This window comes from Curtobacterium sp. MCBA15_016, assembly GCF_001865105.1.
In the GTDB taxonomy this organism is placed as follows: domain Bacteria; phylum Actinomycetota; class Actinomycetes; order Actinomycetales; family Microbacteriaceae; genus Curtobacterium.
Genome location: NZ_MJGR01000034.1, coordinates 335,622 through 348,555, shown reverse-complemented (window position 1 = coordinate 348,555; position 12,934 = coordinate 335,622). Strand labels below are relative to the sequence as shown.

At 72.2% G+C, this 12,934-nt stretch carries 13 protein-coding genes and 1 tRNA gene; 4 read left to right on the top strand and 10 right to left on the bottom strand.

Annotated elements, in window-relative coordinates; translation table 11 throughout:
- Window positions 1-57: 57 nt before the first annotated feature.
- A complete protein-coding gene (polA, locus tag BIV03_RS15405) occupies window positions 58-2,730 on the bottom strand; it encodes a DNA polymerase I (protein WP_071296296.1) in 2,673 nt (890 codons plus the stop codon).
- A 100-nt stretch (window positions 2,731-2,830) separates the two neighbouring features.
- Here polA and BIV03_RS15400 point away from each other — a divergent pair, with 100 nt between their 5' ends.
- Both BIV03_RS15400 and BIV03_RS15395 read left to right on the top strand, forming a co-directional pair.
- Window positions 2,831-3,199 carry a PaaI family thioesterase gene (locus BIV03_RS15400; protein WP_071296366.1) on the top strand — a complete coding sequence of 123 codons (369 nt, stop codon included), beginning with the start codon at window positions 2,831-2,833 and terminating at the stop codon, window positions 3,197-3,199.
- A gap of 29 nt (window positions 3,200-3,228) precedes the next feature.
- Window positions 3,229-3,612: a VOC family protein gene (locus BIV03_RS15395; protein WP_071296295.1), complete on the top strand. Its 384-nt coding sequence runs from the start codon at window positions 3,229-3,231 to the stop codon at window positions 3,610-3,612.
- Window positions 3,613-3,616: 4 nt separating this feature from the next.
- On the opposite strand, the gene BIV03_RS15390 is transcribed toward BIV03_RS15395, so the two are convergent.
- The 5 genes from BIV03_RS15390 to BIV03_RS15370 form a co-directional block, all read right to left on the bottom strand.
- Window positions 3,617-4,087: a GNAT family N-acetyltransferase gene (locus BIV03_RS15390; RefSeq protein WP_071296294.1), complete on the bottom strand. Its 471-nt coding sequence runs from the start codon at window positions 4,085-4,087 to the stop codon at window positions 3,617-3,619.
- 44 nt (window positions 4,088-4,131) lie between these two features.
- Entirely contained in the window at window positions 4,132-4,737 is a 606-nt protein-coding gene (locus BIV03_RS15385; protein WP_022905562.1) for an ANTAR domain-containing response regulator, read from the bottom strand.
- Window positions 4,738-4,836: 99 nt separating this feature from the next.
- Window positions 4,837-4,917 (bottom strand) — tRNA-Leu (locus BIV03_RS15380).
- A gap of 8 nt (window positions 4,918-4,925) precedes the next feature.
- On the bottom strand, window positions 4,926-6,416 hold the full coding sequence (locus BIV03_RS15375) for a HAMP domain-containing sensor histidine kinase (RefSeq protein ID WP_071296293.1): 1,491 nt from the start codon (window positions 6,414-6,416) through the stop codon (window positions 4,926-4,928).
- Window positions 6,416-7,099 carry a response regulator transcription factor gene (locus BIV03_RS15370; protein ID WP_071296365.1) on the bottom strand — a complete coding sequence of 228 codons (684 nt, stop codon included), beginning with the start codon at window positions 7,097-7,099 and terminating at the stop codon, window positions 6,416-6,418. The genes BIV03_RS15375 and BIV03_RS15370 overlap by 1 nt, the downstream gene beginning before the upstream one ends.
- A gap of 159 nt (window positions 7,100-7,258) precedes the next feature.
- On the opposite strand from BIV03_RS15370, the gene BIV03_RS15365 reads away from it, so the two are divergent.
- Window positions 7,259-7,765 carry a hypothetical protein gene (locus BIV03_RS15365; protein WP_071296292.1) on the top strand — a complete coding sequence of 169 codons (507 nt, stop codon included), beginning with the start codon at window positions 7,259-7,261 and terminating at the stop codon, window positions 7,763-7,765.
- An 86-nt stretch (window positions 7,766-7,851) separates the two neighbouring features.
- On the opposite strand, the gene BIV03_RS15360 is transcribed toward BIV03_RS15365, so the two are convergent.
- The 3 genes from BIV03_RS15360 to BIV03_RS15350 are packed head-to-tail and all read right to left on the bottom strand — an operon-like array spanning window position 7,852 to window position 11,069.
- On the bottom strand, window positions 7,852-9,027 hold the full coding sequence (locus BIV03_RS15360; protein WP_071296291.1) for a GAF domain-containing protein: 1,176 nt from the start codon (window positions 9,025-9,027) through the stop codon (window positions 7,852-7,854).
- Window positions 9,028-9,072: 45 nt separating this feature from the next.
- Complete coding sequence (locus tag BIV03_RS15355; RefSeq protein WP_071296290.1) at window positions 9,073-9,528, bottom strand: DUF779 domain-containing protein; 456 nt, start codon at window positions 9,526-9,528, stop codon at window positions 9,073-9,075.
- Window positions 9,528-11,069, bottom strand: coding sequence for an aldehyde dehydrogenase family protein (locus tag BIV03_RS15350; protein ID WP_071296289.1), 1,542 nt, complete (start codon window positions 11,067-11,069; stop codon window positions 9,528-9,530). Before BIV03_RS15350 ends, BIV03_RS15355 begins: the two co-directional genes overlap by 1 nt.
- A 178-nt stretch (window positions 11,070-11,247) precedes the next feature.
- Between BIV03_RS15350 and BIV03_RS15345 the strand changes: the two genes are divergently transcribed.
- Window positions 11,248-11,787, top strand: coding sequence for an HdeD family acid-resistance protein (locus BIV03_RS15345; RefSeq protein ID WP_175475893.1), 540 nt, complete (start codon window positions 11,248-11,250; stop codon window positions 11,785-11,787).
- Window positions 11,788-11,827: 40 nt separating this feature from the next.
- On the opposite strand, the gene BIV03_RS15340 is transcribed toward BIV03_RS15345, so the two are convergent.
- Window positions 11,828-12,907: a VIT1/CCC1 transporter family protein gene (locus tag BIV03_RS15340; protein WP_071296287.1), complete on the bottom strand. Its 1,080-nt coding sequence runs from the start codon at window positions 12,905-12,907 to the stop codon at window positions 11,828-11,830.
- Between the last annotated feature and the right edge of the window lie 27 nt (window positions 12,908-12,934).

Sequence of the window (12,934 nt, the reverse complement as noted above, 5' to 3'; positions counted from 1 at the left end):
GACTGGAGGCACGGTGCGGGCCGGCACCGTGCCTCCTGTCCAGCAGGCGGTCGCGCCTCAGTGCGCAGCGGCTTCCCAGTTCGGGCCGACGCCCACGGACACGTCCAGCGGGACGGTCAGCTCGGCCGCGCCGCCCATGCGGGTGCGGAGGATCTCCTCGACCCGCTCCTGCTCGCCGGGCGCGACCTCGAGGATGAGCTCGTCGTGCACCTGCAGCAGCAGGTGCGACGCGAGCTCGCCGTCGCGGAGGTCGGCGGCGACGCCGAGCATCGCGATCTTCATGATGTCGGCCGCCGAGCCCTGGATCGGCGCGTTCAGCGCCGCGCGCTCGGCGTTCTCGCGGAGGACGCGGTTCGGGCTCTTCAGGTCGGGGAACGGGCGACGGCGACCGAAGATGGTCTCGGTGTAGCCGTCCTCGCGCGCCTGCTCGACGACACCGCGCAGGTAGTCGCGCACCGCGCCGAACCGGGCGAAGTACTCGTTCATGAGGGTGCGTGCCTCGGACTGCTCGATGCGGAGCTGCTTCGACAGGCCGAACGGGCTGAGGCCGTAGGCGAGGCCGTACGACATCGCCTTGACCTTCGTGCGCATCTCGGGCGTGACGTCGGCCGGCTCGACCGAGAACACCCGGGCGCCGACGAACCGGTGCAGGTCCTCGCCCTCGTTGAAGGCCTGGATGAGACCCGGGTCACCGGACAGGTGCGCCATGATGCGCATCTCGATCTGCGAGTAGTCGGCCGTGATGAGCGTCGTGTAGGGCTCGGCGACGGCGAACGCCGACCGGACCCGGCGCCCGACCGCGGTCTTCACCGGGATGTTCTGCAGGTTCGGGTCGGTCGAGGAGATGCGGCCGGTGCTGCTGCCGGTCTGCTCGTACCGGGTGTGGATGCGTCCGTCGACGATCGCGGCGTCGAGCGTGTCCACGATCTGCCGGAGCTTCGTGGCGTCGCGGTGCTGGAGCAGCAGCCCGAGGAACGGGTGCGGGTGCTGTTCCTGCAGGTCGGCGAGGCTCGCGGCGTCGGTCGAGAACCCGGTCTTCGTCTTGCGGGTCTTCGGCATCGCGAGCTCGGTGAAGAGGACCTCCTGCAGCTGCTTCGGCGACCCGAGGTTCACCTCGTGCCCGATCTCGGCGAAGGCCTGCTGCGCGAGTTCGGCCGCGCGCTCCCCCAGGTCGTGCGACAGCCCGGTGAGCACCGGACGGTCGATCGCGACACCCGTGGTCTCCATGCCGGCGAGGACCGGGACGAGCGGGAGCTCGATGTCGTCGAGGACGGTGAGCGAGGACTCGTCGAGACGCGCACGCAGCGCGGTGGTGACCCGGAGCACGAACCACGCGTGCACGCCGACGTTCACCGGGTCGGTCTCGGGGACGAGCTGGTTCGGGTCGGCCGTGGGGAGCTCTTCGCCGAGTTCCTGGTAGACGAGGTCGGCGAGGGGCTGCCCCTGCTTGCCCGGCTGCGCGAGCCACCCGGTCAGGCGGGCGTCGCCGGCGATGCCGTTCACCTCGAAGCCGACCGTGGCGAGTGCCTTGATCGCGGTCTTGGCGTCGTGGAAGTGCTTCGGGGCGTCGGAGGCGAACCACGCCGACAGCTGCTCGTAGTCCTTCGCGCCGCTGCCACCCGGGACGAGGACGGCGTCGTCGTGCGTGGCGATGCCGATCGCGCTGAGGCGCCCGTCGATGACCTCGACCGCGACGCCGTAGCCGTTCGCCGCCTCGGCCGCGTTGCGCCGCTCGAGCCAGTAGCCGAGCTCCTCGTCGATGAGGGTCTTGACCGCGGGCGGCGTCGGCGCACCGCTGTCGACCGAGCCCTCGACCGCGCTGGACTCCGACGGCTCGCCGGAGCCCGCGATCTTGAACACGCGGTCGAGCAGCGTGCGGAACTGCAGCTTCGCGAAGAGCTCGCGCACCGCGGCCTCGTCGAGGGGACGGAGTGCGACGTCAGCAGGCCCGACGGGCAGTTCCACGTCGTTCACGAGCCGGTTGAGCTTCCGGTTGCGGATCGCCCGGTCCTTCTGCTCGCGCAGGTTGTTGCCGACGACGCCCTTGATCTCGTCGGCGTGCTCGAGGACGCCGTCGAGGGAGCCGTACGCCGTGATCCACTTCACCGCGGTCTTCTCGCCGACCTTGTCGATGCCGATGAGGTTGTCGCTGGTCTCGCCGACGAGGGCAGCGATGTCGGGGTACTGGTGCGGCTCGATGCCGTACCGCTCGTACACCTTGTCGCGGTCGTACCGGGTGAGCTCGGAGACGCCACGGACCGACGGGTACAGCAGCGTGACGTCGTCGTTCACGAGCTGGATCGAGTCACGGTCGCCGGACACCACGTAGACCTGGTAGCCCTGTTCGGAGCCCTGGCGGGCGAAGGTGGCGAGGATGTCGTCGGCCTCGTAGTCCTCCTTCGTGACGGTGGTGATGCCCATCGCCTCGAGCGCCTGCTGGAGGAGCGGGATCTGGCCCTTGAACTCGGCCGGGGTCTCGGAGCGGGTGCCCTTGTAGTCCTCGTACTCACGCGTGCGGAACGAGAAGCGCGAGATGTCGAACGCGACCGCGAGGTGGGTCGGCTTCTCGCGCTGGAGGAGCATCAGCAGCATCGAGATGAAGCCGTGGATGGCGTTCGTGTGCTGCCCGTCGCGGTTCACGAAACTGTCGACCGGCAGCGCGTAGAAGGCCCGGAAGGCGAGCGAGTGGCCGTCGATGACCATGAGGGTAGGCTTTGCGGAGTCCGACACCCGGACAGCCTACCGACGCCATCCGACACGGGAGTCCGCCAGCGTGACCGACCAAGCTGCCACCACCGGGACCGTCGACGAGCGCCTCGCCGACCGTGGGATGGGCGAGCTCGCCGAGAAGATGGGCATGGTCATCACGGAGCTCACGGCCGAGCGCGCGGTGGGCACGATCCCGGTCGAGGGCAACCGTCAGCCCGTCGGACTCCTGCACGGCGGCGCCTACGTCGTCCTGGCCGAGAGCCTCGGGTCGATGGCCGCGAACGTGCACGCCGGTCCCGGCCGGTACGCGGTCGGCATCGAGCTGAACGCCTCGCACTCCCGGAGCGCCACGAGCGGCCTGGTCACCGGTACCTGCACGGCACTGCACCTGGGCAACACGCTCACCACGCACGAGATCGTCCTCACCGACGACCAGGGGCGGCGCTGCTCCACCGTGCGCATCACCAACATGATCCGCGAAGCCCGCTGACCCCGGCGGGCGTCACGAAGGAGTGACCCGTGCCCGCCACCGACTGGAGGATCGAACTGATCCTCGTCCCCGTCAGCGACGTCGACCGATCCCGCGAGTTCTACGAACGGATCGGCTTCTCGATCGACCACGACCAGCGCGTCTCCGACGAGCTCCGCTTCGTGCAGGCCACCCCGCCCGGGTCCGCCTGCTCCATCGCGTTCGGCGAGGGCATCATGTCCCCGGACGTCGTCCCCGGTTCGCTCAAGTCGATCCAGGTCGTCGTTCCGGACGCCGATGAGGCCCTCGCGCACCTGCAGGGGCTCGGCGTCGACGCGATCGGGGTGGACGAGATGGCGTGGGGACGCTTCGTCTTCTTCACCGATCCCGACCAGAACGCGTGGACGCTGCAGCAGCTCCCGGCGCGCGGATGACCGGTCAGTCCTCGGGCGGGCGCTGCAGCAGCAGTCGGGCGTCGCCGAACCCGAGGCGGCGGTAGAGCGTCTCGCCCTCGACGCTCGAGTGCACCGACGTCCGCTCCGCACCGAGCTCGTCGGCGGCGTCGAGCAACGCGGTCACGAGGCGCTTCGCGACGCCGGCGCCCCGCAGGTCGGGGTGGACGTAGACGGTCTGCACGTCCGCGGTCAGCCGTCGCCCGGGTCGGTCCGGCGTCGGGGGCCGTGCGACGAGCCCGAGCCACGCCATGCCGAGCACCCGGCCGTCGCGTTCGGCCACGACGCAGCGGTGCGTGTCGGGGTGGGCGGCGGCGAACGCCGACATCGCCTCGCGGTACTCGTCCGTGGTCACACCCGGCGTCGCTCCGCCTTCGTCGACGCTCCACCGCCATCGCAGGTCGGCCACCGCCGGCATGTCGTCGGGCCTGGAGGCACGGATCACCACGTCGTCCATGGCTCCACCCTGCCAGGTGGTCGGCCTGGTGCGCGCCCGGGTCGCTACTTCTTGGCGCTGAGCTGCTCGATGATCGCCTTGGCGACGTCGTGCATGGTCAGGCGGCGGTCCATCGAGGCCTTCTGGATCCAGCGGAAGGCCTCGGGCTCGGTGAGGCCCATCTTCTCGTTGAGCAGGCCCTTGGCGCGGTCGACGAGCTTGCGGGTCTCGAAGCGCTCGACGAGGTCGGCGACCTCGGCCTCGAGCGTGATGATCTGCTGGTGCCGCGAGAGGGCGATCTCGATCGCGGGCAGGAGGTCGTTCGGGGTGAACGGCTTGACGACGTAGGCGAGGGCGCCGGCCTCGGTCGCACGCTCGACGAGGTCCTTCTGGCTGAACGCGGTGAGGAGGACCACGGGGGCGATGTGGTTCTTCGAGAGCTTCTCGGCGGCGGAGATGCCGTCGAGCTGCGGCATCTTGACGTCCATCACGACGAGGTCGGGACGGAGGTCGGTCGCGAGCTGCACGGCGGTCTCGCCGTCACCCGCTTCGCCGACGACGTCGAACCCGTTGTCGCGGAGGATCTCGACGATGTCGAGGCGGATGAGCGACTCGTCCTCGGCGACGACGACGCGACGGGGTGCTGTTGCAGTTGCTTCTGTGTCACTCACACCCAGAAGCCTACTAGACGTCGGAAGTCGCAGTTGCGCAGTTGTACGAGTGGCGGGACTGCGGTACCGGGACTGTCCCGCACGCCGTGAGCCGCGTTGTACGAGTGGCGGGACTCGAACCCGCACGCCGTGAAGCAGAGCATTTTGAGTGCCCCGTGTCTACCATTCCACCACACTCGCGTAGGGCATCAGGCTAGCAGGACGCCCGCTCGCGGACGTGCACCGGCCGGCACCGTGACGCTCGCGGGCAGGCGCACGTCGAACACCGCGCCGCCGAGCTCGCCGTCGGCGCCGTGCGCGAGCGAACCGCCGTGCGCGACGGCGATGCCGCGCGCGATCGGCAGCCCGAGGCCGGCGCCGCCGGAGCGGGTGTCCCGAGCGTCCTCGAGCCGGACGAGTCGGTCGAACACGCGCTCGCGGTCGGCTGCCGGGATCCCGGGGCCGTCGTCCTCGACACGGAGCAGCATGCCGCCCGGTCCGTTGCTGAGCGCGAGCCGGACCGTGCCGGTGCCCCCGGTGGCCCTCGCGGCGTTGTCGACCAGGTTGCCGAGCACCTGGGCGAGCCGGTCCGGGTCCACATCGGCGTCGACCGGGTGCTCGGGGACCTCGATGCGGACGTCCACACCGGGCAGCCGGATGCGGAGCCGCTCGGCCTCGGCAGGGAGCCAGTCGACGAGGTCCGTCCGGCGCCGGTCGAGGGCGATCCCCCGGTCCAGCCGCGCCATCGTCAGCATGTCGTCGACGAGCCGAGCCGCCCGGTCGGCCTGCCGCACGACGTGCACCGCGAGCAGCTCGTTCGTCTCCGGGTCGTCCGGACCGTTGCGCACGAGGGTGTCCGCCGCGGCCCGGACACCGGCGACCGGGGTCCGCAGCTCGTGGGCGGCGTCCGACAGGAACGCGCGGACACGTTCCTCGGCGGCGACGGCCTGCGCTTCCGCGCCCTCGACCGCGTCGAGCATCTCGTCGAGGGCGAGCGCCACCCGGCCGATCTCCGTGTCGGTGCGGGACGGCCGGAGTCGGCGTCCGCGGTCCCCCGCGGTGATGGACCGGGCGGCGGCGGTCATCTCGTCGAGCGGGCGCAGCGAGCGTCGGACGACGAGCACGACACCCACGACGGCGACGCCGAGGAAGGCGGCGGACGCACCGCCCATCACCCAGCCGAGCTGCGCCAGGGTCTCCTGCACGTCGCGCGTGCCGGCGGTCAGCGTGATGCGGGTGCCGTCCTCGAGGTCCGAGCGGAGGGTCAGCACGCCGTCGTCCTCGTGCACCGACGACGACGTGATGGTGGCGCCGGTACTTTCGGACGAGCCGGTGGTCGACGGAGCCGCCGAGGACCGGGCCGCCGGTCCGGGCAGGCCCGTCGGGTCGGGTGGCCCCTTCCGCAACTGCTCGGGGCTGGGGCCGGCCTCGACCGCGGCGCCGTCGGGTTCGACGATCCGCACGGAGAGCCCCTGCGCCGACAACCGGTCGGCGAGGTCGCTCGCGTCGAGCACCCCGACGAGCGCGGCCGCAGCGGACGCCCGGTCACGCAGGCGGTCCTCGACCTGCGCGGTCAGTCGGGCGCCGAGGACGGCCTCGACCGCGACGACGAGGGCCGTCAGCAGGACCGCGAGGAGCACGAGGATCGCGACCACGGTCCGCAGCCGGAGCGAGGTGGTCCGCAGGCGTCCGTCGCGCATCACGCCGCACCCCGGTCCACCGCGAGCCGGTACCCGAGGCCCCGGACGGTGTGCACGAGCCGCGGCCCGTGCGCCTCCATCTTCCGCCGCAGTGCGCTGAGGTGCACCTCGACCAGGTTGGGTGCAATGTCCTCGTAGCCCCAGACCTGGGTCGTGATCTGCCCCTTCGACACCGTCCGTCCGCGGCTCTCGGCGAGGAACCGGAGGAGTCGGAACTCGGTCGCGGTCAGGTCGAGCAGCACGCCGGCGCGGCGGACCGTGGAGCCGTCGGGGTCGAGCACGAGGTCGCCCACCTCGATCACGGACGGCACCCGTCCTCGGCGCCGGAGCACCGCCGTCACCCGGGCGACGAGTTCGGCCATCGCGAACGGCTTCACGACGTAGTCGTCCGCCCCCTCGGCGAACCCGCGCAGACGGTCGTCGAGCTCGTCCCGCGCGGTGGTCATCACGACAGCGGCGTCCGACCGGGCCCGGATGCGGGCGGCGAGCAGGATCCCGCTCGGCCCGGGGAGCATCCAGTCGAGCAGGACGAGGTCCGGGGCGGTGCGGTCGAGGTCGGCGGCGATGGAACGGCCGTCCGCGACCTCGGCGACGGAGAACCCCTCGGCGCGGAGGGTCGTCACGACGGCGGTGCGGAGGGAGTCGTCGTCCTCGACGACCAGGATGCGGGCGGGTGCGGTCACGGCGGACACCGTAGGTCTGCTCCGCCAGCACGGAGCATGGAACGGCCTGGAGAAACCCTGTGCGCCACGAATGCTTCAGTCCTGCTTCAGATTCGAACCCGAGCGTCGTCCTCGTCGGCGGACCGACCCGGTCGACCGACGGACGAACAGGAGAACACCATGGAGAACGAACAGGGCACGAAGCGTCGCCGGACCCTCCGCGCGGTCGGGATCGGATCCGCAGCGGCGGCCGTGCTGGTCCTCGGCGGGATCGGGGTGAGCGCAGCAGTGGCGGCCCCCGCCACGCCGAGCGCAGCGGCGACCGGAACCCCGTCCGGAGCACCGAGCGGCGCACCGACCGGCGCGCCCACGGACGGACCCGCCGCCGGGCCCGCCGGGAAGGGCGACACCGGCACCACCCCCGGCTGCGTCGCCGGCCCGCTCGCCGACGGGAAGGCGCCGACCCCGCCGAAGGACGGCACGGCTCCGACCCCGCCGAAGGACGGGAAGGCACCCAAGCCCCCGAAGGACGGCACGGCACCCACCCCGCCGAAGGACGGAACGGCACCGAAGCCGCCGAAGGACGGGAAGGTTCCGACCCCGCCGAAGGACGGCGAGGCACCGACCCCGCCGGCCGCACCCGACGCGGGCGCCACCTCGACACCGGAGCCGACGACCGGGTCCTGACCACCCCGCACCCGCCGCGGGAGGCGCGCGCCGTCGGCCGACGGACCGACGTGTGCCGTGCCTCCCGAGCCGGCGGAGCCGTCCGCTCAGGGACGCTCGATCGCCTCGATCGCCGCCACCACGCCCGCCCGCCGCGGCGACCGACGCGGCAACGCCGCGAGCAGCGCCCGCAGCACCTGCTCGTCCGCCGCACCGTCCGCGGTGCGTGCCCACGCCTGCAGCGCGTCCACCCCGCCGTCCTGGAGGAGCGACTCACGGAATCGGGACCGGACGCGGTCACGCAGGTCGTCGACCCCGGGCGACGCGGACCCCGGCAGGACCGGTCCGGTGTACCGGTCGACGGCCTGGAGGCGCGCCCCGCGGTCGAGCGCGGAGAGGACCGTCTCGACGTCGGTCCGGATCCCCTCCAGGCGGTACGGCCTGGACGTCAGGCGCGCGTCGAGCGCGTGGTGGGCGAGGACACGGCGGAGCCGCACCACCTCGGCCCGCAGCGTCTGGACGGCGCGCGGGTCGCCGTACACGGCGACCGCGAGGTCCGCGGCGGCCAGTCCCTGCGGGTTCGCGGCGAGCACCGCGAGGATCTCCGAGTGCCGCTCCGACAACGCGACCGACCGCGACCCGGCGTGCAGCGTCGCGGTGTCGGACCCGAGCAGGGTGAGCTCGGCGGACGGGGCCGCAGCCGGACGGTGTGCGCTCCGGGCCGAGAGCGCCGCCAGCGCGAGTTCGGCCTCGGCCGCCGCGGCCGTCGCCGTCAGGAGCGGCAGCGTGTGGCGTTCGACGGCGCGGTCGTCGCCCGTGATGTCGAGCGCGCCGACCACCGTGCCCGCGGCGTCGCGGAGCGGGACCGCCGTGCAGGAGAACCCCTTCACGGCCGTCGCGTAGTGCTCCTCGGCGTGGATCTGCACGGCGCGCCCGAGCCGGAGCGCGGTCCCCGGAGCACTCGTCCCGGCGCGTTCCTCCGCCCAGTCGGCACCGGGGACGAACCCCATGCCCTCCGCGGCGCGCCGGGCGGATCGTGCGCCGTCCACCCAGACGAGCCGACCCGATGCGTCCGCGAGGGCGACGACGCACCCCGCCGACCGGACGTCGTCGAGCAGCAGTCGTCGGACGACCGGCAGCGCCGTGCCGAGCGGACCGGCGCGGCGCAGGGAGTCGAGTTCGTCCTCGCCGATCGAGGGCGTCGGCACGGTCTCGGGGTCGACGCGGGCGGAGCGACGCCAGGACGCAGCGACGAGCGGGCGGAGACCGGACGGTTCGCGCATACGCCCTCCTGTCCGGTCCCCGTCGCGTCGTCGCGAGCGGTGCGGTCAGCCTACGTCCGGCACCCCGCTCGGGCCAGGGCCGGCGCTGACCAGGCCGAGATCCGCGAGCTCGGCATCGTCCAGCATCCGGGAGCGGGTGAGGAACCGCTTGCCCTCCGGCACCTCGAGGGAGAAGCCCGCGCCACGACCGTCCACGACGTCGATCGTGAGGTGGGTGTACTTCCAGTACTCGAACTGCGACCGCGACATGTACACCTCGACGGGCGCGATGCCGTCGACCTCGAGCGCGCCGAGGAGCACGTCGCCCGAGCCGGTCATGAACATGCCGACGGGGTAGCACATCGGGCTGGAGCCGTCGCAGCACCCGCCCGACTGGTGGAACATGAGCGGGCCGTGCCGGGCGGCGAGGGAGCGCAGGAGCTCCGCCGCCGCCGGCGTCACCGCCACGCGGGCGGTGGCGGGCCGGTCGTCGGTGGCCGGCCCGTCGTCGGTGTCGGGCATCAGAAGAAGCCCATCGGGCCCTCGGCGTAGGACACCAGCAGGTTCTTCGTCTGCTGGTAGTGCTCCAGCATCATCTTGTGGTTCTCCCGTCCGATGCCGGACTGCTTGTAGCCGCCGAACGCCGCTCCGGCGGGGTACTGGTGGTAGGTGTTCTCCCACACGCGCCCGGCCTGGATGTCACGGCCGGCGCGGTAGAGCGTGGTGGCCTCGCGGCTCCACACCCCGGCGCCGAGGCCGTACAGCGTGTCGTTGGCGATCGAGATCGCGTCGTCGTAGCCGCTGAAGCTCGTCAGCGCGAGGACCGGGCCGAAGATCTCCTCCTGGAAGATCCGCATCGAGTTGTCCCCCTCGAACACCGTCGGCGTGACGTAGTACCCGCCGGACAGCTCCCCGCCGAGGTCCGCCCGCTCGCCACCGGTGAGGAGCTTCGCGCCCTCCTGCTTCCCGATGTCGATGTAGCTCAGGATCTTCTCGAGCTGGTCGTTCGACGCCTGCGCGCCGATCATCGTCGACAGGTCGAGCGGGTGCCCCTGCTTGACGGCACGCACCCGGTCGAGGCCGTCCGCGACGAAGCCGTCGTAGATCTCCCTCGCCACGAGTGCCCGCGACGGGCAGGTGCAGACCTCGCCCTGGTTGAGGTTGAAGAAGGCGAAGCCCTCGAGTGCCTTGTCGTAGAAGGCGTCCTGCTGCTGGGCGACGTCGGCGAAGAAGACGTTCGGGCTCTTGCCGCCGAGTTCGAGCGTCACGGGGATGAGGTTCTGCGACGCGTACTGCATGATGAGCCGGCCCGTGGTCGTCTCCCCCGTGAAGGCGACCTTGCGGATGTCCGGGTGCTGCGCGAGCGGTGCACCGACCTCGATGCCGAAGCCGTTCACGACGTTGAGGACACCGGCCGGGAGCAGGTCCCCGATCAGGTCGATGAGCACGTGGATGGACGCCGGCGTCTGCTCGGCCGGCTTCAGGACGACGCAGTTGCCCGCCGCCAGCGCCGGAGCGAGCTTCCACACCGCCATCAGGATGGGGAAGTTCCACGGGATGATCTGCCCGACGACGCCGAGCGGTTCGTGGAAGTGGTAGGCCACGGTGTCGTGGTCGATCTCCCCCGTCGAGCCCTCCTGCGCGCGGATCGCCCCGGCGAAGTAGCGGAAGTGGTCGATCGCCAGCGGGATGTCCGCGCCGATGGTCTCGCGGATGGGCTTGCCGTTCTCCCATGTCTCCGCGACCGCCAGGGCCTCGAGGTTCTGCTCCATCCGGTCCGCGATCCTGTTGAGGATGCCGGCGCGTTCGGCGACGCTCGTCCGACCCCAGGCCGGGAACGCCTTCCACGCGGCCTCGACCGCACGGTCGACGTCGGTGGAGTCGCCGCGGGCGATCTCGGTGAACACCTTGCCGGTGACGGGTGTGGGGTTCTCGAAGTACTGTCCCCCGGCCGGCGGGACGTACGCGCCGCCGATGTAGTGGTCGTACCGGGAGCGGTACGAGACGAGGGACCCCTCCTCGCCGGGTGCGGCGTAGGTGGATGGTGACGGTGCGATGGTCATGGTGGACACCTTTCGACGACTCTGTCGGGGCGCTGGGTCCGCGCCTGCCCGAACGCTACGGCGGCGCAGGTTGCATCCGGTTGCACCGCTCCGCGGCGCTTCGCCCTCCGCGCGACGAACCGACCGCTGCCGGCCGAGGTAGCGTCGGAGCGAGCAGACCTGACAGGGAGGAGTGCTCGTGGACTCTCGTGCCGTCCGCACGTTCCGCGTGTTCGTCATCGTCACCGCGGTCGTCGCCATCGCGCTCGGCATCGTCGCGATCGTCTGGCCGCGGCCGTCGCTCGTCGTCGTCGCGCTGCTGTTCGGCGTGTACCTCGTCGTGGCCGGCGCACTGCGGGTGTTCGCCGCGGTGCGGGGCCACGGCACGCCGCCGGTGTGGCGCTGGACCTCCGGCGTCGTCGGTGGCCTGGTCGGGGTCGCCGGACTCGTGACGCTGCTGGACCCCGCCGTACCGCTCGTCGTCTACGCGGTGCTCGCCGGCGTCGGCTTCATCATCGAGGGGATCGCGTCGTTGATCGGCGGCTTCGTGGGACACCCGGGGTCGTCGCGGGTCCCGTCGATCGTGAGCGGGGTGCTCTCGATCCTCGGGGGCGTGGTCGTGCTGGTGGCGCCCGGGCTCGCACTGACCGTGTTCATGGTCTTCTCGGGCATCGCGCTCATCGTCGTCGGCGCCGCGGCCCTGCTGCTGCTCCCGCCCCGGGCGGCCGTACGTCGCTAGCGCGGGAGGGCCGGACGCGGCCTCGTCGGTCGTCGGAGGGCTAGGCGCTGCCCGTCCCGAACAGCAGCCCGAGCCCGTAGGTGACCGCTGCCGCACCGAACCCGATCGCGAGCTGCCGGAGCGCCCGACGCAGGGGCGACGCACCGCTCAGCACGCCGACCACCGCACCCGTGCCGAGCAGGGCGATCCCGACGAGGAGCGCCGCGACCGCGATCGCCGCCCACCCCTCGAGGCCGAACAGGTACGGGAGCACCGGGATGATCGCCCCCGACGCGAAGAAGCAGAAGCTCGAGACCGCCGCGCTCATGCCGTTGCCGATGGCCTCGTGGTCGTCCACCGGCGCCGTGCCCGTCACCGCGGCTCCGCCGAGGACGTCGTCGGCGTGCTGCTGGGCCTCGGCCTCGGACATGCCCCGAGCGCGGTACACGAGGGCGAGCTCGTTCGCGTCCACGTCGAGGTCCGCGACGGCCCGGCCGGCTTCGGGGTGCGGCGCCGATGCCGTGAGGAGCTCGCGCTGCGACCGCACCGAGACGTACTCCCCCGCCCCCATCGACAGCGCGCCGGCGAGGAGTCCCGCGATGCCGCTCAGGAGGACGAAGTGCCGGTCCGCCCCGGACGCGCTGACGCCGATGATGAGCGCCAGGTTCGACACGAGGCCGTCGTTCGCGCCGAACACCGCGGCACGGAAGGTGCCGGACAGACGCATCCGCCCGCGGTTGGCGAGCCCCCGGACGACCTCGCCGTGGATCCGTTCGTCGGCCGCCATGCTCGCGGTCGCGTCGGCGTCGTCGGCGTAGGGCGAGCGGTCCTCGGCGCGCTGCATGAGCGCGAGGACGAACACCGACCCGAACCGCTTCGCCAGCGACGCGAGCACCCGGGTGCGGAGGCTCCCGCGCTGCGGCCGCCCGACGTCGTCGCCGAGCAGGTCGAGCCAGTGCTGTTCGTGCCGCCCCTCGGCCTCGGCCAGGGCGGACAGGATCTCGCGTTCCTCACCGTGTCGCCGGGCGGCGAGGTTCCGGTAGACGGCGGCTTCCGCCCGTTCGTCCGCCAGGTAGCGGCGCCAGCGCCGGACGTCGGTGCGCTGGGCGGTGGGTCGGGACTGGAGGCTCACACCGGCCATCCTGCCCGCTCGCGCGACCGCGTGGTC